The organism is Tenacibaculum sp. AHE14PA, from assembly GCF_019278465.1.
Taxonomy (GTDB): Bacteria; Bacteroidota; Bacteroidia; order Flavobacteriales; family Flavobacteriaceae; genus Polaribacter; species Polaribacter bernardetii.
In genome coordinates this window covers 1470628-1491619 of the sequence record NZ_CP058983.1, presented here as the reverse complement: position 1 = coordinate 1491619, position 20992 = coordinate 1470628, and the positions used below count along the sequence as shown (strand labels likewise).

21 protein-coding genes are annotated in these 20992 nt (G+C 30.1%); 13 read left to right on the top strand and 8 right to left on the bottom strand.

Translation table 11 applies throughout. The features are described 5' to 3' along the window. Positions 1-61: 61 nt before the first annotated feature. From H0I30_RS06890 to H0I30_RS06880, 3 genes are read left to right on the top strand one after another with little or no spacing between them, the layout of a single operon-like run. Positions 62-1324 carry a DUF5690 family protein gene (locus H0I30_RS06890; protein ID WP_218771147.1) on the top strand — a complete coding sequence of 421 codons (1263 nt, stop codon included), beginning with the start codon at positions 62-64 and terminating at the stop codon, positions 1322-1324. Beyond that, entirely contained in the window at positions 1314-2471 is a 1158-nt protein-coding gene (locus H0I30_RS06885; protein WP_218771146.1) for a TIGR03364 family FAD-dependent oxidoreductase, read from the top strand. Before H0I30_RS06890 ends, H0I30_RS06885 begins: the two co-directional genes overlap by 11 nt. Before the next feature lie 5 nt (positions 2472-2476). Beyond that, a complete protein-coding gene (locus H0I30_RS06880; RefSeq protein ID WP_218771145.1) occupies positions 2477-3160 on the top strand; it encodes a phosphonatase-like hydrolase in 684 nt (227 codons plus the stop codon). Between the two features lie 5 nt (positions 3161-3165). Here H0I30_RS06880 and H0I30_RS06875 read toward each other — a convergent pair whose 3' ends face one another. Continuing rightward, on the bottom strand, positions 3166-3741 hold the full coding sequence (locus tag H0I30_RS06875; RefSeq protein WP_218771144.1) for a helix-turn-helix domain-containing protein: 576 nt from the start codon (positions 3739-3741) through the stop codon (positions 3166-3168). A gap of 172 nt (positions 3742-3913) precedes the next feature. On the opposite strand from H0I30_RS06875, the gene H0I30_RS06870 reads away from it, so the two are divergent. From H0I30_RS06870 to H0I30_RS06855, 4 genes are all read left to right on the top strand, one after another. Continuing rightward, positions 3914-4105: a cold-shock protein gene (locus H0I30_RS06870; RefSeq protein ID WP_218771143.1), complete on the top strand. Its 192-nt coding sequence runs from the start codon at positions 3914-3916 to the stop codon at positions 4103-4105. A 243-nt stretch (positions 4106-4348) separates the two neighbouring features. Then, positions 4349-4540 (top strand): cold-shock protein, encoded by a 192-nt coding sequence (locus tag H0I30_RS06865; RefSeq protein WP_218771142.1) that lies wholly within the window; start codon positions 4349-4351, stop codon positions 4538-4540. Between the two features lie 195 nt (positions 4541-4735). Beyond that, complete coding sequence (locus H0I30_RS06860) at positions 4736-4927, top strand: cold-shock protein (RefSeq protein ID WP_218771141.1); 192 nt, start codon at positions 4736-4738, stop codon at positions 4925-4927. An 85-nt stretch (positions 4928-5012) separates the two neighbouring features. Then, positions 5013-5213, top strand: coding sequence for a YwbE family protein (locus H0I30_RS06855; RefSeq protein WP_218771140.1), 201 nt, complete (start codon positions 5013-5015; stop codon positions 5211-5213). 221 nt (positions 5214-5434) lie between these two features. Here the strand turns inward: H0I30_RS06855 and H0I30_RS06850 are convergent, their stop codons facing one another. Genes H0I30_RS06850 through mtaB form a run of 4 tightly spaced genes read right to left on the bottom strand, consistent with a single transcriptional unit; the run spans position 5435 to position 8931 of the window. Next, on the bottom strand, positions 5435-6334 hold the full coding sequence (locus H0I30_RS06850; protein ID WP_218771139.1) for a lytic transglycosylase domain-containing protein: 900 nt from the start codon (positions 6332-6334) through the stop codon (positions 5435-5437). A 37-nt stretch (positions 6335-6371) separates the two neighbouring features. Then, positions 6372-7037 carry an alpha/beta hydrolase gene (locus tag H0I30_RS06845; protein WP_218771138.1) on the bottom strand — a complete coding sequence of 222 codons (666 nt, stop codon included), beginning with the start codon at positions 7035-7037 and terminating at the stop codon, positions 6372-6374. Continuing rightward, positions 7037-7558 carry a DUF6438 domain-containing protein gene (locus tag H0I30_RS06840; protein WP_218771137.1) on the bottom strand — a complete coding sequence of 174 codons (522 nt, stop codon included), beginning with the start codon at positions 7556-7558 and terminating at the stop codon, positions 7037-7039. Before H0I30_RS06840 ends, H0I30_RS06845 begins: the two co-directional genes overlap by 1 nt. 38 nt (positions 7559-7596) lie before the next feature. After that, entirely contained in the window at positions 7597-8931 is a 1335-nt protein-coding gene (gene mtaB / locus H0I30_RS06835) for a tRNA (N(6)-L-threonylcarbamoyladenosine(37)-C(2))-methylthiotransferase MtaB (protein WP_218771136.1), read from the bottom strand. 127 nt (positions 8932-9058) lie between these two features. Here mtaB and H0I30_RS06830 point away from each other — a divergent pair, with 127 nt between their 5' ends. Genes H0I30_RS06830 through H0I30_RS06815 form a run of 4 tightly spaced genes read left to right on the top strand, consistent with a single transcriptional unit; the run spans position 9059 to position 11984 of the window. Then, positions 9059-9556 carry a GNAT family N-acetyltransferase gene (locus H0I30_RS06830; protein WP_218771135.1) on the top strand — a complete coding sequence of 166 codons (498 nt, stop codon included), beginning with the start codon at positions 9059-9061 and terminating at the stop codon, positions 9554-9556. Then, the gene (locus H0I30_RS06825; protein ID WP_218771134.1) at positions 9553-9870 is read left to right on the top strand and encodes an antibiotic biosynthesis monooxygenase; all 318 of its coding nucleotides are present in this window, start codon (positions 9553-9555) and stop codon (positions 9868-9870) included. Before H0I30_RS06830 ends, H0I30_RS06825 begins: the two co-directional genes overlap by 4 nt. Before the next feature lie 10 nt (positions 9871-9880). Next, positions 9881-10393, top strand: coding sequence for a DUF4442 domain-containing protein (locus H0I30_RS06820; protein WP_218771133.1), 513 nt, complete (start codon positions 9881-9883; stop codon positions 10391-10393). Then, a complete protein-coding gene (locus H0I30_RS06815) occupies positions 10356-11984 on the top strand; it encodes an ABC transporter substrate-binding protein (protein WP_370624097.1) in 1629 nt (542 codons plus the stop codon). Before H0I30_RS06820 ends, H0I30_RS06815 begins: the two co-directional genes overlap by 38 nt. Before the next feature lie 70 nt (positions 11985-12054). Here H0I30_RS06815 and H0I30_RS06810 read toward each other — a convergent pair whose 3' ends face one another. After that, a complete protein-coding gene (locus H0I30_RS06810) occupies positions 12055-13194 on the bottom strand; it encodes a geranylgeranyl reductase family protein (protein ID WP_218771131.1) in 1140 nt (379 codons plus the stop codon). A 155-nt stretch (positions 13195-13349) separates the two neighbouring features. Between H0I30_RS06810 and H0I30_RS06805 the strand changes: the two genes are divergently transcribed. Continuing rightward, the gene (locus H0I30_RS06805) at positions 13350-15854 is read left to right on the top strand and encodes a M14 family metallopeptidase (protein WP_218771130.1); all 2505 of its coding nucleotides are present in this window, start codon (positions 13350-13352) and stop codon (positions 15852-15854) included. Between the two features lie 71 nt (positions 15855-15925). Here the strand turns inward: H0I30_RS06805 and H0I30_RS06800 are convergent, their stop codons facing one another. Then, complete coding sequence (locus H0I30_RS06800; RefSeq protein ID WP_218771129.1) at positions 15926-18700, bottom strand: T9SS type B sorting domain-containing protein; 2775 nt, start codon at positions 18698-18700, stop codon at positions 15926-15928. A 134-nt stretch (positions 18701-18834) separates the two neighbouring features. On the opposite strand from H0I30_RS06800, the gene H0I30_RS06795 reads away from it, so the two are divergent. Then, positions 18835-18990 (top strand): YqaE/Pmp3 family membrane protein, encoded by a 156-nt coding sequence (locus tag H0I30_RS06795; protein WP_218771128.1) that lies wholly within the window; start codon positions 18835-18837, stop codon positions 18988-18990. Between the two features lie 261 nt (positions 18991-19251). Here the strand turns inward: H0I30_RS06795 and pafA are convergent, their stop codons facing one another. Continuing rightward, complete coding sequence (pafA, locus tag H0I30_RS06790; protein WP_218771127.1) at positions 19252-20898, bottom strand: alkaline phosphatase PafA; 1647 nt, start codon at positions 20896-20898, stop codon at positions 19252-19254. Positions 20899-20992 lie beyond the last annotated feature (94 nt).

Genomic DNA, 20992 nt, shown 5'->3' with positions numbered 1-20992 from the left:
TTAAACGCGGAAGTAGGCTCTCAAGAAATTGAGAGCTAATTTCTGTCAAAAAAAAGAACTCATGCGTTTACGTTTTTTATTACAAGCTTCTATTGCTGCATTTGGTACTTATTTTTGTATGTACGCTTTTAGAAAGCCGTTTACTGTAGCCACATTTGAAAACTTAGCTTTTTGGGGCATAGATTATAAAATTTTATTAATAGTAGCTCAAGTGGTTGGCTATACGTTATCAAAATTTGTAGGTATAAAAGTAATTTCAGAAATGAAATCGCATACAAGAATGCTTTATTTGGTTGGTTTTATTTTTTTAGCAGAATTAGCGTTGTTGGGTTTTGCAGTTACTCCAGCACCTTATAATATTCTCTTTTTATTTTTAAACGGATTACCCTTAGGAATGATTTGGGGAATTGTATTTTCTTATCTAGAAGGAAGAAAAGCTACCGAATTATTAGGAGTAATCTTATCCTCTAGTTTTATAGTTTCCTCAGGAGCTGTTAAAACAATAGGTAAAATGGTATTAGATAAGTTTCATTTTGATGAATATTGGATGCCCTTTATTACAGGACTATTTTTTATACTTCCATTATTGTTTTTTGCGTGGTTGTTAGAGAAATTACCACCGCCAACGACAGAAGACCAACTATTAAGAGCCGTAAGAAAGCCTTTAAATAAACAAGAAAGAAAGCTGTTATTTAAAAAATACGCACTGCCTTTAACTTTAATAGTATTTTTCTTTATGCTGTTAACATCAATTAGAGATTTTAGAGACAATTTTGCTAGAGAAATATGGGATTCTTTAGGGTATACAGATGCCTCTATTTATAGTATTTCTGAAATACCAATAGCTATTATTGTATTAGTTGTTTTAGGGATGATAGGTAGTATTACTAAAAATTATAAAGCTTTTATGTATTACCATTATGTGTTGATTATTGGATGTATTTCAATTTTGGTATCAACATATTTATATCAACAACAAGTTATTACGCCATTGGTTTGGATGGTAGTTTCAGGAATAGGATTATACAGTTGTTACGTACCTTTTAACGGAATTTTCTTTGATAGAATGATTGCGACTTTTAAAATTAACGGAAACGTAGGTTTCTTAATTTACATAGCCGATGCCTTCGGATATTTAGGAAGTATTTTGATTCTTCTTTATAAGAATTTTGGAAAAGGAGATATCTCTTGGCTTTCATTTTTTACACAAGCATTATATTTTTTAGCATTTATAGGATTAGTAATAACAATTTATAGTTTTCGTTTTTTTAAGAATAAATATAAGAAACCAGTACAATTAAAAGAATTAGTATATGAACAATAAGTATGATTTAATCGTTGTTGGAGGTGGAGTTTTAGGAACTTTTCACGCTTATCACGCAGCAAAAAAAGGATTATCAGTAGCAATTTTAGAAAGAGATAATAAGCCACAAGGAGCAACGGTTCGTAATTTTGGACAAGTTGTGCCTTCAGGAATGAATCAAAAATGGCAAAATTATGGAAGAGAAAGTTTAGCTATTTATAAAGATATTCAAAGTCAGTTTGATGTAACAATTCGTCAAAATGGTACGGTTTATTTAGCTTCTAATGAAGAAGAAGTTCAGTTAATTGAAGAATTGCATCAAATTAATAAAAACAATAATTATACTTCAAACCTATTAACGAAAACACAGTGTTTAGATAAATATGCAGGATTACGTGCGGATTATTGTAAAGCAGGATTGTTTTTTCCTGAAGAAGTAACCGTAGAACCAAAAACGATGATTCATCGCTTGCATTCTTTTTTATCCGCAGAAAAAAATATTGAAATTAATTATAATACAACTGTGATTAATACAGAAGAAATAAATAATCAGGTTGTTGTAACAACTTCAATAGGCGTGTTATATAAAGCATCAAAAGTTATTATTTGTAACGGAGTAGATTTTAAAACGTTGTATCCATCAATTTATAATAATAGCGATTTAGTGGTTTCTAAGTTGCAAATGATGCAAACCAAACCTCAAAAAAATTTCACTTTAGATGGTTCTATTTTAACAGGTTCTACAATCCGAAGGTACGAGGCTTTTGAAGAATGTGCTTCATGGAATGAGATAAAAGCAAAAGAAGATCCTGATAGTTTTCAGAAAAAATATGGTGTTCATATTTTATTTAAACAAGCTACGGATGGTTCGATAATTTTGGGTGATTCGCATGAATATGCCACTGCAAAAAATAGCGATGATTTGGGTTTTGACTTAAATGAAGATATTGACAATTATATGATTACAGAAGCTAAAAAAATAATAGAGCTACCAACTTATGATATTCAGTATAAATGGGCAGGTTTTTACAGTCAATGTAAAGAAAAAGATATTTTTGAATATGCCGTAAGTGATAATGTTCATGTTGTAACGGGTATCGGTGGAAAAGGAATGACGGGAAGTGCAGGGTTTTCAAAAGAAAATATCAATAAAATATTTAATAAATAATGATGATGAGCGAAACAAAGAGAGAAATAGAAATGGTTGTTTTTGATATGGCAGGAACAACAGTAGATGAGCAAAACGTAGTTTATAAAACATTACATAAAGCAATACAAAATTTTAATGTTGAAGTTTCTTTAGAAACTGTTTTAGAATATGGTGCAGGAAAAGAAAAGCACAAAGCAATTAAAGATGTTTTAACACATTTAAAGTCTGATAAATTAAAAGAATCTCAAATTATTTTCGAAAATTTTAAAAGTTTATTAGATACAGCTTATATTAATTTAGTGGTAAAACCTATTAAAGGGGTTGAAAATGTTTTGTTAGGTTTGCGTGCCGATGGTATAAAAGTAGTTCTAAATACTGGCTATGATAGAAAAACAGCGACTTTATTATTAGATAAGTTACAGTGGAATAAAAAAACACATTATGACGCTTTAATTACAGCAAGTGATGTTGTAAAAGGACGTCCGCATCCATATATGATATTTCAAGCAATGGACTTATTAAATGTAACAGATGCATCAAAAGTTTTAAAAGCAGGTGATTCTGCTATTGATATTGAAGAAGGAAAAAATGCAGGCTGCGGAATTACTGTGGGTGTTTTGTCTGGTGCACAAACAAAAACACAATTAGAAAAACCACAACCAACCTATATTTTAGAATCGTTGGTAAATCTAAAAGATGTTTTATAAGAAATTTAACCAGCATCAATAAAAAAATACAGCACAAGCATTGTGCAATCTTGTGCTGTATGATTAAATGGTACGTGAGGTATTTTTCCATTAAAATACAATGAATCCCCTTTATTTACAATAATTTTATCTTCGCCAATATAATAAGTGCAACTACCGCTAATAATATACTTGAATTCCCAAGCATCAGTAACTACTTTTTCTCTTTTTGAATTAGGACTTATGTTTAAGATAACAGCTTCAAAACCTATAGCAGATAAACTTTTATTAAATATATGATGGTACGTGAAACCTTCAGCATCTACTTCCTTCTCTATTAATTGTTGTTCTTCTTTTGATATATGAATATATTTTTTGGTTTGAGCATTTTCTACATCCTTAAAAAAATTACTTGGATCAATTTTTAAAGCCGCTATTAGTTCTAATAAAACAGGTAAGGAAGGCATTGTTCTACCATTCTCTATTCTAGAAATTAAACCATTAGATACGCCCGCATTTGAAGCAACTTCGCTAATAGTTAATTTCTGTTCTTTTCTGATAATTTTGATTCGCTTACCAATTCCTATTAAAAAATTATTCATCCATAAATAAGTTTAACAATATAAAAATATACAAAATGTATGGTTTCTTTTGAGTTTTGAAAATAAATAAATAAAAATTTTTTTTTAAGCTGATATTAATATTTTTGGTGTTAAATTTGCGGCTTTAATAAACTTAGCTAGCACTTAAGTTAGCGACACATAATTTTTTATAATGAATAAAGGTATCGTAAAATTCTTCAACGAATCAAAAGGATTCGGATTTATCACAGAAGAAGGAAACAACAAAGAGCATTTTGTACATGTATCAGGATTAATTGACGAAGTTCGTGAAAACGACGAAGTTGAATTCGAATTACAAGATGGAAGAAAAGGATTAAACGCTGTAAACGTAAGAGTATTATAATATATATTATTACCAGAGTAAACTTTTTAATAAAAAGCCTATCAATTATTGATAGGCTTTTTTGTGTTAAAAAATGTTTTAAACTTCTATAGTAATGCGTGTTTGTTACATGAAATTTTCAAGAATTATTTTTTTAATTGTAATAAAATCAATTATTTAGGTGTATTTAAAATATTTGGCATTACATTTGCAATACAATAAACGTTGTTAGCACTTAAGCAAACAACAAATTAATTTTTTATTATGAGTAAAGGTACCGTAAAATTCTTCAACGAATCAAAAGGATTTGGATTTATCACAGAAGAAGGATCAAACAAAGAACATTTTGTACATGTTTCTGGATTAATCGATGAAATTCGTGAAAACGACGAAGTTGAATTTGAATTACAAGAAGGAAAAAAAGGATTAAACGCTGTAGACGTAAGAGTATTATAATATATATTATTACCAGAGTAAACTTTTTAAAGAAAGCCTATCAATTAATTGATAGGCTTTTTTATTTTTAATATTTATTTTTAAGATAATTGTAATAAAATCAATTATTTAGGTGTATTTAAAAAAAATGGCATTATCTTTGCAAAACAATAAACGTTGTTAGCACTTAAGTTAACGACAAATTAATTTTTTATTATGAATAAAGGTACCGTAAAATTCTTCAACGAATCAAAAGGATTTGGATTTATCACAGAAGAAGGAAACAACAAAGAGCATTTTGTACATGTTTCAGGATTAATCGATGAAATTCGTGAAAACGATGAGGTTGAGTTTGACTTACAAGATGGAAAAAAAGGATTAAACGCTGTAAATGTAAGAGTATTATAATATATATTATTACCAGAGTAAACTTTTTAAAGAAAGCCTATCAATTAATTGATAGGCTTTTTTATTTTAATGAAAAATATTTTAAATGAAAGACGGTAGAAATAGAAATCACATTCGTATTGGTATAGAGGTTGAGGTTGTTCAAAAAAGTCATCAAAGATCGGGCGAGTTAACGATAGGTATTGTAAGTAGAATTTTAACAAACTCAGCTAATCATCCTCACGGAATTAAAGTGCAATTAGAATCTGGAATTGTAGGAAGGGTAAAAAACATAAAAGAAGATTAGATACTCTAATCTTCTTTGCTTTGTTTCAACCTCTTTATTCCGTCTATTAAAAACCAACTTGCAAATAAAACTCTTACAAGTAAGAATATATACTTGCTTTCGGTTCTGAAACTTAAAAGGACCCGATAACTTTCTTGATCTTTAAAAAACTGAGAGAAAGTGACTATTAAAATAAATAGCCCAATTACAATATATATAAAAGGAAGTACTTTTTTCATTTGTTAGTTGGGAATTTTAATTTCGTATAGTTTACGACTTTTATTATTTAGTTTATTTTCTCTTAACCAAGAGTTGTGTAGTTTAAGATCTTTATAGGTGGTACCGTACTTTTTAGCAAATAAAGCTATGTTGGTAATAGCGGTGTCTACTTTAACTGTGTATGTAGATGGTAAAGTGTATAAATCTTCTTTATCAAATTCAAAACCATATTTCTCAGGATTCGAAATTATTTCTTTTAAAGCTAAGATTCTAAATACATAACGTTCTGTTTCATCAGGTAATAAAACGTCGTAGTAGCTAGTTACACCTTGAGTTTCCAATCTTCTTCCTACACCATAATTACCAGCATTGTATGCAGCAGCAGCAAGTGTCCAAGAATTAAAACGGCTATATGCTTTCTTTAAGTATTCAGCAGCTACTTCAGTTGATTTTTCTATATTATAGCGTTCATCCACATTGTCGTTAATTTCTAAACCGTATTCACGACCAGTACTTTTCATAAAATGCCACATTCCGGCCGCGCCTACAGATGAAGTTTCATCAATAAATGCACTTTCGGCCAAAGCTAAAAATTTAAAATCATCAGGTAAACCATGTTTAGCTAATAAAGGTTCTAGAATTGGAAAGTATTTGTTGGCACGTTTTATTAATAGTAATCCGTTTGATTGCCAATAAGTGTTTACAAGTAGCTCACGATCCATACGTTCTTTAATGTCTGCTTTTTCTAAAGGCACACGTTCACCAGCTAACTCCATGTTTTTAGGGAGTTTAACAGCTTTAATTTGATAGCTTTCTGCTACATTCTTAATGACAGGTTCGTTAGATTGGCTTATTGTATTTGTAAATAAAATAGCAACAAACACAACTGTTAGTATTGATAAAAAACGCACGGATTTATTCATTTTCTTTTAATTTTTTTATTATAATTTATTACCATCTTTAATCCATCAAAAAGCATTCCTTTTCTAAGATTTTAGAAATAGTTTTTGCTTTATTTAAAATCATAATATGAGTCCCTTTTTCTATTTTGATATAATTTTTTATATGTTTTGCAGTAAAAACTTCATCATCATTGCCATGTATGTGAATTATATTTTTCAATGGTTCTTTTTGTTGCCAATGCAACACGTTGTATATAGACCATTGTAAATATTTTTTATCTCTTATCGATAAATATACTTTATACAATTCCGCTCTTTTTTTTAAATAATCGTTAAAGAAATAATGTTCGTAACTTTCGATATTCGCTATTATTTTTGAAGGGAAAAGTTTATATGCTCCTGTTATTTGGGCTAATTTTAAACGCTTAGGAAGTTCTTTATTACTTTTGATACTAGAAATAATAATTACTTTTTTACAAGGAATAATTTTACTCATTTCTTGTACCATTATTCCTCCAAAAGAAACACCAACCAATATCGGGTTTTCGTGTTTAATAATTTCGCACATTCGTGCAGCATACTTTTCAATGCTTTCATTTATTGATGTAGGCAATAACCAATCTATAAAATGAAGCTGAGCGTTTTTTCTAGGCAAAGAAATATGCTCAAATATTTTAGTATTTGCAGCTAAACCTGGCACAAAATACACATGAGTTTTTACCATTATTCAATAAGGTTCTTATCTAATAAAAGTTCTTCAATATACTCGTGAATATTAATTAATTCATCAGGAATATCTTTCCACAAACGAATTTTTATTTGTTTGTTATTATGGGTTATAAATGTGCTTGGTAAATCAGAGATTTTTGTGTTGTCGTAAACAGTTTTAAACGAATTAAAACCATTTGTAGTAAACATATCATTAAGTTTTTTAAAATCTTTATCAGAAAGCTTAAAGGTATGAATTCCTTTTTCAAGCACATATTCGATTCCGTTAAAGGTAACATTACCTTTTTTATCAATAGTAACATTGTAAACGGCACAATCTCCAAAACAAGGCGTTTTTCGAATATTTACAAGATTGTTCTCTTTAATTGGTTCGCTTTCTAGTTTTTTAGTTTTATCAATTGTTTTTTCTACGATTATTTCTTTCTCGATAGGTTTAGAATCTTTTTTTAATTCCTTTTTAGGAACGCTACAAGTTATAATAGTTAAAGCGAAAAGTAATACTAGTGCGAATTTCATAATTTTTATTTTAAAGTAGATAAAAAACTATTCACAATTTAAGCAATAACTTCGTTTTTAACAAAGTTAAAACGAACTAAACCATCCTCGTCAATTTCGGTTAAGGAAACAGTATGTATTGTGTTTACCAACTCCGGATTCCAAGGTGTTTTTACTTTTACATAATTCTGTGTAAAACCGTGAATATAGCCTTCTTTATTTTCACTTTCAAAAAGCACCGTTAATGTATTTCCGATTTGAGTTTCATAAAAAGCCCTACGTTTTTTAACAGATAAGCCACGTAACATTTTACTTCGTTTTGCACGTACATTTTTGGCAACTACGCCATCCATATTAACAGCTTCTGTATTTGGTCTCTCAGAATAGGTAAATACATGTAAATACGAAATATCCATTTCGTTTAAATAGTTGTAGGTTTCTAAAAATAATTCATCTGTTTCTCCAGGAAAACCAACAATAACATCTACACCAATACAAGCGTGTGGCATTACTTCTTTTATTCTAGTAACTCTATTTGTATAGGTTTGCGTTAAATAACGACGCTTCATTTTTTTTAACAATTCATCAGAACCAGATTGCAACGGAATGTGAAAATGCGGAACAAAAGTATTAGATTTAGAAACAAAATCAATTGTTTCGTCTTTTAATAAATTAGGTTCGATAGACGATATTCGCAAACGGTGAATACCATCAACTTTATCTAATTCTTTAACCAATTCTAAGAAAGTATGTTCGTGTTTTTTGTTACCAAACTCACCTTTACCGTAATCACCAATATTTACACCTGTTAAAACGATCTCTTTAATTCCTCTTTCTGATATTTCTTTGGCATTTTTTAAAACGTTCTCTAAAGTATCAGATCTAGAAATGCCTCGTGCTAACGGAATTGTACAATACGTACATTTATAATCACAACCATCTTGTACTTTTAAAAAAGCACGGGTACGATCGCCAATAGAATAGGCGCCAACATAAGAATCGGCTTCTTCAATTTCGCACGAATGTACTTCGCCGATATCATTTTTAGTTAAATCATTGATGTAACTAGTAACGTTAAATTTTTCGGTAGCACCTAAAACTAAATCTACCCCATTAACATTGGCTAATTCTTCAGGTTTTAATTGCGCATAGCAACCTACACCAATTATAAAAGCATCCTCGTTTTGTTTTAAAGCTGACTTTACTATCGATTTAAAACGTTTATCAGCATTATCAGTAACCGAACATGTATTAATTACATATATAGCTGCTTTTTCATCAAACTCAACACGTTCAAAACCTTCAGAGGCAAAATTTCTAGCAATTGTTGAAGTTTCAGAAAAATTTAATTTACATCCTAAAGTGTAAAAAGCTACTTTTTTATCTACGTTCATTCTTTTAATATCCTTAATAAAAAACAAAAGGCTTGTGTAAGTCTTTAATTTTTTAGAAGTTCGTATGGTGTATTTTTATAAATCTGTTTTATACAGTATTTATCAACTGCAAAATTACAATTTATTCATGATTTTTGAAACCGAAAGATTACGCATTAGAAAACTTCTTTTAACTGACTTAAAACCTTTTTTTAAGTTAGAAAGTAATCCCGAAGTTTTACAATATGCAACAGGTGATATTAAAACAATTGTTGCGTGTGAAATAGAGCTTAAATATTTGATGAATAGGTATGATAAGCCTAAAAATGATTTTTGGATTTATGCGATAGAACGAAAAGTTGATAAGAAGTTTATAGGAACTGTTGCTTTGGTAAAAGACAATGTAGATGATGAAATAGGATACCGATTTATTCAAGAATATTGGGGTAAAGGATATGCAACTGAAATTTGCAAAGGACTAATTTCTTATTGTAGATTTGTAGGAATGAAAAAAATTGTAGGTTATGTAGTTGATGAGAATATAGCTTCAGCTAAAATATTAAAACGATTTAATTTTACCGAAGTAAAAAAGTTTATAAGTGAAGATATTGGCTTGCCAGAAACAAAATACGAATTAATTTTATGATTGAAGATTCATTAACTCCGCCATATTACGCGGTTATTTTTACAACTATATTGTCTGATGATCAAGAAGGATATGAAGACATGAACAACAGAATGGAAGAGTTAGCAAAAAAACAAGAAGGTTATTTAGGAATTGAGTCAGCCCGCTCGGAAGTTGGAATTACAGTTTCATATTGGCGAAGTTTAGAGGCAATTACACAATGGAAAAATAATTTATTACACATAGAAGCTCGAGAAAAAGGAAGAGAAAAATGGTACACAAAATACCAACTCCGAATTTGTAAAGTAGAGCGTGAATATGGGTTTGAAAAATAAGAGTAATTAAATGTACGCAACAATATCTAAGGTTTTAAGTACTTTTTTAAAACAAAGTACTATTTTTAAATACGGATTTAATATTTCACCAATGTATCGTAGATCTACAGGTAAAATTATTGAAGTATCTGACGATTTGTATAATGTAAAAGTTAAAATTCCTATTAGTTATAAAAACAAAAACTATGTAGGATCTATTTTCGGAGGAAGTTTATTTTCGGCAACAGACCCTGTTTTTATGATTCAGCTAATGAATATTCTAGGCAACGATTATGTAGTTTGGGATAAAAGTGCCAATATTAAGTTTAAAAGACCTGCAAAATCAAATTCGTATGCTGATTTTATTTTTTCTGAAGAGGAGATTCAGCAAATAAAAGAACGACTAAAAGATGCGCAAGAAATAGATTTACAAAAAGATATTAAAATAACAAATAAAGATGCTTCAACGATATATGCTGAAGTTTCTAAAATCATATACATTGCAGATAAATCATATTATAAAAATAAAAGGAAGAACAAGTAAGTTTTTTGTTTTAGTACTTCTTTTTATCGGTTTTTATTCTTGTGCTAAAGAGACTAGTTCTTTTTCTGAAACTCAGGTTTTTCGTTATAATGAACATTCGAATATTACTTCGCTGGATCCTGCTTTTGCAAAAGATCAACGAAATATTTGGGCGGTAAATCAGTTATTTAATGGTTTGGTGCAGTTAGATGATAGTTTACATGTACAACCCGACATCGCTAAAAATTGGACGCTTTCTGAAGACGGAAAAAAATATAAGTTCAACCTACGAAAAGATGTGAATTTTCATAAACACTCATTGTTCGGAAAAGATTCAACGAGAAATGTTACTGCCAATGATTTTGAATATTCATTTAGTAGGTTATTAGATAAAAATGTTGCCTCTCCAGGAGGTTGGGTTTTACAAAACGTAGCAAATTTTAAGGCTGAAAACGATTCGCTTTTTACAATCAATTTAAAACAGCCATTTCCACCTTTTTTAGGGTTGTTGGCTATGAAATATTGTTCGGTAGTTCCGAAAGAAGCGGTAACTTATTTTGGCAACTCTTTTAGAGCAAATCCGATTGGTACAGGTCCTTTTAAATTTAAATTATGGGTAGAAAACACAAAATTAGTATTACGTAAAAACAAGATGTTTTATGAAAAAGATATAACAGGGAATTCATTGCCTTATTTAGAAGCTGTTGCAATTACTTTTTTACCTGATAAGCAGAGTGAATTTTTACAATTTATACAAGGAAATCTCGACTTTATGAAAAGTCTTGACGCTTCTTATAAAGATGATATTTTAAATACAGACGGAACTTTAAAAGAGAAATATGTAAGTGAGATTAAGATGGAAACAGGCGCATATTTGAACACTGAATATTTAGGGATTTATTTAGATGGTGAAAATGAAGAACCAACAAAATCAAAATTAATAAGGCAAGCTATAAATTATGGATTTGATCGTGTAAAAATGATTAAATTCTTGCGAAACGGAATTGGTACACCTGCCACAAGTGGATTTATACCAAAAGGATTGCCGTCGTTTAATAACCAAAAAGGATATTCTTATCAGCCAGAAAAAGCGGCTGCGTTGGTTTCTGAATACATAAAGGTGACAGGAAATATAAATCCAGAAATTACGATTACTACGAATGGTAATTATTTAGACTTATGTGAATTTATTCAGCGTGAATTACAAAATATAGGCTTGCAAACTAAAGTAGATGTAATTCCGCCTTCAACCTTACGACAAGGAAAGTCAAGTGGAAAACTACCTGTTTTTAGAGCAAGTTGGATTGCTGATTATCCAGACGCAGAAAACTACGTATCGTTATTTTATAGTAAAAATTTTACGCCCAACGGACCAAATTACACGCATTTTAAGAATGAGAAATTTGATAATTTGTATGAGAAATCAATAAAGGAAATCGATGTTAAAAAGCGTTACAAATTGTATCAACAAATGGATAGTATTATTATAGAAGAAGCTCCGATTGTTCCGTTATATTATGATGAAGTAATTCGTTTTAGTCAAAAAAATATTCAAGGATTGGGTATAAATCCGGTTGATTTACTAAATTTAAAAAGAGTACGTAAAGAGTAAAATCAGTTATAAAATGAAAAGACACCGTTTATATAATCTAAACGGTGTCTTTTTTTCTATAAATCTTCGATTAAGAAACCAACGATTTTATTTTGTTTTTTATAGTCTGTTTAATGTCTTTTGGGTAAGAGCGTTTTCCATGAAAAACGTCTGCCATTGCTTCGCTAAAACGTTGCCCATATTTTTTTAATAAAAGATTACGGATCGTTTTTTGCTCATAAAACCACTTAGAAAGCCATAAACCAGTATTAAGTTCTGGTAGTAGTTTTTCACTTATTTTAGCAAGGTATAATTCCTCTGCAAGTTTCTCATTTAAGTTGCTTTCACTTATTGCTTCAGCAGCTAATTTACCGCTATAAATAGCATTTGAAATACCTTCAGCAGTAACAGGATCTGCAAAACCAGCAGCATCTCCAATTAAAAACACGTTGTTTTTCACAAATCCATCAGTTCTTGGTGCCACAGGAATTTGGAATCCGTGTTGAGATTCATTAATTACATTAGTAATACCAAGTGTTTCCATATACTCTTGGTAAAATTTCTTTAAATTTATTTTTGTTCTTCTTGCAGATGCAACTCCTATTGATAAATGATTTTTCTTAGGGAAACTCCACGCGTAACCGTAAGGTATAGCATCAATATCAAAACGAACTTCGTCTTTTAAGCGATTAAAATCGTCGTCAGAAACCTCTACTTCATATTCTAAAGCGGGTATTAATTTTCGAGTATCTTCTTTCCATCCAGCCATTTTTGCGGTAGGACTTAAAGCACCGTCTGCAGCAATTATAAATTTAGCAGAAAGTTCTCCTTGAGATGTTTCTAAAGTGATTTTATCATCAGAAAAATGTAATTTATTTAACTTATGATTCTCTAATAAAGTAACACCAAGCTCCTTCGCTTTTTCTACGATTAAATGATCGAAAGAATCTCTCATAATCATAGTAACTGTAGGGTCTTCTCTTTGTGTTTTAAAATGTAGTTTTTCACCTAAATATATATCGATCGTGTTAAATTCACGCTCAACAACAGAAGAGATATCAAAAGGTAAATCTTTACGGCCTCTAAAAACAAATCCACCACCACAAGTTTTATAGCGAGGTAATGTTTCTTTCTCTATTATAACAGTTGAAATTCCTTTTTTAGCTAAATGAAAAGCAGTTGAAGCCCCAGAAGGACCACTACCAATAATAGCTACATCAAAATGTTGCATAAGTTGTTTTTTTAAAACGCAATATACGTATTACTTCCAATTTATAAGAAGTGTTAGGAAAGGGTTTTTTAATAGTTGAAAACGAATTATTTGCTATTGGAAAAAAAGCATTTTTAGATTTAATATATTTGTTAGCTTATTAAACAACATAACAAATGAAAAAAGCTTTTTTACTACTATTGATAATGGTATCAATCTCTGTAACTGCACAACAAAAATTAGATTTATCGTATTACCTACCTAATGATGTTTCTTATGCTAAAAATATACCAACACCAAAATCGGTTATAGGTCATGAAGTAGGAGAGTGGCATGTAACACACGATAAGTTGGTAGAATATATGAAAGCTTTGGCAAAGGCTTCTGATAGAGTTTTTATTGAAGATAGAGGGCAAACCTATGAAGGAAGACCTTTATTATTATTAACAATTACTTCGCCTAAAAATCATGAAAATTTAGAGCAAATTAGAAAGCAACACATAAAAGCGACTGATGATGCTTCGGTAAATGTTTCGAGTCAACCTATAGTGGTTTATCAGGGTTTTTCTATTCATGGAAATGAACCTAGTGGAACAAACTCTGCATTAGCATCGGCTTATTATTTAGCAGCTGCAGAAGGAGCTAAAATTGATGAGTTATTAGAGAATACAATTATATTGTTCGATCCATCTTTGAATCCTGATGGTTTACAGCGTTTTGCATATTGGGTAAATACAAACAAGGCGGACAATATAAACCCTGACCCTAATGATAGAGAATATCATGAAGTTTGGCCTGGCGGAAGAACAAATCACTATTGGTTTGATATGAACCGTGATTGGTTGCCAGTTCAGTTACCTGAAAGTGCTGCAAGAATAGCTTCTTTTCATAAATGGTTACCAAATATTTTAACCGATCATCATGAAATGGGAACCAACTCGAGTTTCTTTTTTCAACCGGGAATTCCGAGTAGAACAAATCCGTTAACGCCGCAGATGAACCAGGATTTAACCAAAGAAATTGCAACCTACCATGCAAAGGCTTTTGATAAAATAGGATCAACGTATTATAGTGAAGAAAGTTTTGATGATTTTTACTACGGAAAAGGCTCAACATTCCCAGATATTAACGGAAGTATCGGTATTTTGTTCGAGCAAGGAAGTTCTCGTGGACATGCACAAGAAAGTGAAAACGGAGTGTTAACTTTTCCGTTTACAATTCGCAATCAATTTACAGCTACTTTATCAACTTTAGAAGCAGCTAAAAATATGCGTGTAAAAATCTTAAAATATCAACAAAGTTTTTATGAGAAATCTCGACATTCAGGAGATAATAAAGCGATTGTTTTTGGAGATGAAAAAGATGCTGTAAAAACCTATCATTTAGCAGCAGTTTTAAAAAAGCATCAAATAAAAATACACGAATTAAAAACTGATTTTACATCAAAAGGAAAAAATTTTAAAAAAGGGTATAGTTATGTTGTACCAATGAATCAGAAGAATAACCGATTGGTAAAAGCAATGTTTGATGTACGAACTACTTTTAAAGATAGTTTATTTTACGATGTTTCTGCATGGACATTCAATCATGCCTTTGGAGTAGATTTTGCTGATAATATTTCTTTATCAAAAGCAGGGGAAGAGATTGTTGATTTAAAGAAAAAAGAAGGAACAATTAAAAATAAAAGTAGTGTTGGGTATTTGTTTTCTTGGAATGAATATGAAACTCCGAAAGCTTTAAATACGATTTTAGAAAAAGGATTGCGTGCAAAAGTGGCTATGAAGCAGTTTAAAAATAATGGAGAATCGTTTGATTATGGAACTATTTTTATTCCAGCTCAAAATCAGAAATTAAACAACTCAGAATTATATGAGTTTTTAAATAAAATTGCGGTTAAGAATCATATTAACCTAAAAGGTGTTGCTACGGGGTTAAATGAGGGAATTGATTTAGGGAGTAGGAACTTCAGAGTAATAAAACCACAAAAAATAGCGATGTTAGTTGGTAGCGGGATGACGAGTTATGATGCTGGTGAAATTTGGCATTTATTAGATCAGCGTTTTGAAATGAAATTAACCAAGTTAGATGTTTCGTATGCTTCAAGAATAAACTTAGATAAGTATACAACGATTGTTGTGCCTAATAGTTATTCGGTTGATAAAAGATTAGAAGACAAGTTAAAAGTTTGGGTACGAAACGGTGGTGTTCTAATAGGATATAGAAATGCAGTTAATTGGTTGTCTAATAAAAAATTCATCGATTTAAAATTTAATAAAACAAAGATAGATACAGTTGAAAATATATCGTTTGAAAATAAATCGTTACAATCAGGTGCACAAGTAATCGGTGGTGCAATTTTTGAAGCAAAAACAGATCGTTCGCATCCTGTAAATTTCGGATACAAGAGTGATAAAATCGCTTTATTTAGAAATACACGTCAGTTTATTCAGGCAGACAAAAAGAGTTATAATAATCCGATACAATATACCGACAGCCCTTTATTGAGTGGTTATGTCTCTAAAGAAAACTTGAATGTATTAAAAAACACGGTTCCGTTTAAAGTTAATAGATTAGGGTCTGGTAAGGTTATTGTTTTTACAGACAATACAAACTTTAGAGCTTTTTGGTTTGGAACAAACAAATTGTTAATGAACGCTATTTTCTTCGGGAAATTAATGTAGATTTTAACAGGTTCTAAAAAAAAGTCTCCTTTATAATTTATAAAGGAGACTTTTTTATGAAGTAGAATTACTTAATATATTAAAGAGAAATGCGATTTAACCTGTTGCTTTATTCCATAATCATTAGTGTAAGTTAATATAAACCAATAGTCGTTTTTAGGCATTCTTATACCGTTATAAAAACCATCCCAGCCTTTAGATCCTTTTGTTAATGTAAATAATGGTTTACCAAACCTGTTAGCTATTTGAACTGTTGGGTTTGTTAGATATTCTATTCCTATGATTTGCCATGTATCGTTAGATCCATCGTTGTTAGGAGTAAAGAATCTTGGGTAATCAATAATAGTTTTACTGATACTTGTTTCACCACAACCGTTCTCATCTAAAACATAAAAAGTATTAAAACCAGCAGGAACATTTTCAAAAACTGGGCTTTCTTGAAAAGGCTCATCATTAAGTCTGTATATGTAATTTCCGCTACCAAGGGCATTTATAGTTATTGTGTGATTGTTAGCAAATAATTCTGAATTTAAAAATAAATCTAATTTATCTGGTTCTCCAGAAGGGATAACTTCAGCTTCTTCGGTAATAGAGCATCCTGTAGTTATTGTAGTTGCTTTTACTTTATATGTCCCTGCTGTATTAATAAAAATGTTAGGTGTTGTTTCAGGTAATAAAACATCATTTAAATACCATTGAAAAGTATATAAACTATCATCTAGGTTTGTGTCAATTTCGGGCGTTATAAAGTTGTCATCTGTAGTTTTACATAAAAAAAGATCTTCTATTTCAAAATTAGCAGGAGTATTTATAAGTATTATAAAAGGTTCTATCTCATAACAACCTGTTGTATTGTTTTTAATTTTAGCAAATAAAGAATAAGTAGGTATACCAGTAGTGTTATAATTGTTTTTATCAAGATCTATACTATTATTTGCATTATCTATAGAAGAATGATAAGATACTGAAAATTCAGAAGAGCTTAAAACACCTAATGCAATATTGTCAACTACGCTAAGTTGAATATTGGTTATAAAGTCAAAATTAATATCACAAAAAGACTGATCGGGTATGTTTGTTGTAGTAAAAGGAGTTGTACCATTTAAAACAATAATATCACTTGGAGTTCTAGAGCAACTTGAAGAGATATATTCTAAACTAAAATCTGAAAAAGTACCATTTGAAAGGTTATTTAGTGCTATTTCACCAGCACTATTAGGTGCGTAAATTGTTTCAGGAGCAGCTGTTCCGTTTACTTTGTAGTTAATTACTGTTTGCTCACCATCTGTTAGTCCAGAAATAATAATAGTACCATCATCTCCATTACAGTTTGTAGGGTTTACGCTGCTAAATACGGGGTTTAAGGGTGTTGGAGGGCTTAATGTGTGAGTTGAACTAAGTTGTGTAACGCAACTCTTATAAGTAATTTTAAAGTCAGAATAATCGCCTTCTATTAAATTAATAATCTCAATTTCACCTAAACTATTTGTAGTAAAGGTTGCATCAGGGATTAATATTCCATTTTTAATATAGCTAATAATGTAATTTTCATTAGCATTTAAATCGGTTAAAATTATACTTCCATCGTTTCCATCACATTTCGTAGGGTTTTTAGTTAAAAATGTAGGATTTAACGGAGCAGGTGGATTTAGGGAGTAGGTTGTGTCTAATTTAGAAGTACAGGTTGTGTCTCCTATTTTAAAGTCAGAATAATCACCCACTATTAAGTTAGCTATTTCAATATTTCCTAAATTATCAGTTGTATATGTTTTTTCTGGAATTGGAGTTCCGTTTTGACTATAGCTAATTGTATAATCTTCATTAGCGTTTAAACCAGATAAAAGTAAACTCCCATCATTTCCGTTACATTCTGTGGGATTAGATGTAGATATGTTTACAATTATAGGAACAAATGTTTTATCTACTTCTTTTAAGAAATAGTAGTAAACAAAATTTTTAGTTTCTTTTGGAGCAATATTTCCTATATTAAAAGAGATAGACATGGCAATGTCATCGAAAGTTGTTGCCCCAATAGTATTTGTTACAGTTGTACCATTCCAAATATTACTAGCACTCCTGTTAGAAAAGCCACCAAAACTAACTTTAGCTCTTTTATCATTTGCATAAAAACTAACAGCAGATCCGTCAGTATCTTCAACACCACCAACAGCATCTTGAGTTGCCATAACAAGTGCTATATCATCACTGGCACTAGGTTGACTTAATATTTCTAAATTAGTCGCGTAAACAGAAGAAAGAGAAACATTATTGTCAGGATCTACATTGTGCATAAAAAAAACATTCTTTTTTATGTCATTTGATGTATTACTGATTGAAGTGATCATTTGAATAAACGTTCCGTTTTCAGTAACACTGTAAGATCTTTTTATTTGCAAACCATCTACAGAACCTTCCCATATAATTTGTGCTAAACTTTCGAAGCAGTCAGATTCTATTTTTTTACTACTAACTATTCCTCCCATAACACCATCAAAGAAGGAAACATTATTGTTATTGTGATTTATACCATCTATTTCAATAGAAAAACCTTCTTCTGCTTCACCAGGGGTAAAGAAGTCGCCATCATAATCTACCCAATTATCTTTCTTAGGATTTGCTATAAAACCAAATAATAAATTACTAAATTCTCTGTTTTCATGAAATGATGTAGGTTTGTTATTCTTTTTAGTACCAAAAACACCTTTTTCATTAATACCTATTTCAACATAATTACCTTTAACCCAACCTTGGTTTTCGATTAAATGGGCTTCTAATTGAGCAAATAAATTTAAAGAAGATAAAAGAAGTAAAGTGTAAATTAACTTTAGGGGTGATAAATTTTTCAAAGCTTTTTTTTACAAATATAAACTGTTGAATAATCACAGACAATGCTTAATTAGAAATATTTTGTATTATAATATTTGTAACAATTTTTAAGAACAGTAGTCTTTATTATATATTAAATTAACTAAAAATTAAAATGAGTTTATTAAGAGTTTTATTGGCTGTTTTTTTTCCGCCATTAGCAGTAATAGGAAAAGGCTGTGGTTCAATTATAATAGTATTTCTACTAACTTTATGCGGTTGGGTACCAGGTGTTATTGCAGCACTTATAATATTAAATAATCCAAAATAAATAAAAATGTGACTTTTTGTGAAATTATGTTTTTAACTAATTAGAAAACAAATTTATAACAATATGATTTACATTTTTATTATACTACTTACTGTCATTTTTTATAATTATATAATTAAATCAAATAATAGAAAAATGAGTAAGATATACTGTAAGGTTAAGAATAAAAAAAATAGTTAAATAAATACATATATCTACCTCTTCTGTGTTATAGTTCTATATCCTATTTAAATTAAAAAAAGCGCTCTATGAGCGCTTTTTTTAATTTAAAACTTCTTCTATAATTTTACCTGTTGAACCGTTGGGAAATTCAATTTGTAATAGGTTAGAGATTGTAGGAGCAATATCTATAATTTCATATTTCTTTTTAGAAGCACCTTGTTTAATTCCGTTACCATAAAAAATAATAGGTATGTGAGTATCATAAGAATATCCTGAACCATGTGAGGTTCCACCATCTTTGTAATAAGTACTTAGTGTAGACGGATTAGGAATTAATAAAATATCTCCCGAAAATTTTTGATTATAACCGTTTTGTAATGAGTTTAAAATTCCAGAAGTAAAAGAAGTAGTTTGTAAAGTTCTTGCAGTTACTGATTTATATATCCCTTTGTAATTAATTACTTGATCAGTAATTCTCTGAACTACTTCATTAGCGTTAAGCTTTAATTCTTCAATTTTTTCTTTATCTAAGAAAATTTGAAAGTTAGAAATATTTTCTACTAATTCATCAGACTTAAAATATTTCAAAGTAATATTGTTTACATACTCTTTAAATTTTTTGTAGCTAAAATAGTTGGCAGGAATTTTAACCGATTTTAAAAACTTAGGAACTTGAACAGCTGCGTGATCTGCAGTTAAAAATAAGGTGTAATTACCTTCGCCAACTTGTGTATCTAAAAACTGAAAAAAGTTAGCCAAGTCTTTATCTAAACGTAAATAAGTATCTTCAACTTCTTTGGATGCAACACCAAATTGATGACCAACATAATCAGTAGAAGAGTAACTAACGGCTAAAAAATCAGTGTAATCCGATTTGCCTAAATTCTCTCCTATGATAGCTGCTTTTGCAAAATCGGTAGTCAAAGAGTTTCCAGCAGGAATTGCTTTTATAATACTATAATTATTGTTTTTATCTTTTAATTTTGGAATATCGTGAGGGAAAACTGGTTTTTCTTCTCCTTTAAAAGACATTTCAAAGTTATTATCGTCAGCAATACTTTCCGTATAAGTATTAATATCATAAAGAGTTTCCCAGGGTTGTGCTAGGTAATTATCAACAATTTTAGAGTTATTAAACTTTCGCACCCAATTAGGTAATTTATTTAGGTAGTATGACGAAGTTATCCAATCGCCTTTGCTACCTCCATCAAACCAATAGGCAGTATTAGCTGTATGACCAGCGGGTAAAATAGCAGAACGATCTTTAATTGCAATACCAATAGTTTTTCCGTTCATGTTTTGTGCCAATCTTAATTGATCTGTAACGGTAGTAGTAAGCATTCTTTGAGGTGATTTTTCACCACCATTACCATCATTTCCAACAGTTTTGTAATTGCTGTCATCAACACAATAAATAGTTTCTTTTAAGTATTTATCATACCAATTGTTACTAATTATGGCGTGATTTACAGGGGTAGTACCTGTGTAAATTGATGCATGCCCAACAGCCGTATAAGTAGGTATGTAGTTATAGTGAGCGTTTTCGAGTGAAAAACCACCATTTAATAAACGATTAAAGCCATCTTTACCATATTTACTAGCAAAACGAGTAAGATAATCATAGCGCATCTGATCGATAACAATACCTATAACTAGTTTCGGTTTTTTAGGGTCCTTTTTTTTAATAGGGGTAAAACTATATAAACCAAACAAGGCAATGGCAGCTAAAGTTATTAATTTTTTCATTTTGATTTTTAAAAATTATAAAATCAAAGGTAAGTAAATGCGTACTAAAATAGATAATAAAGCAAAGAGTTAATGGTTTTTTAATACTTTAGCA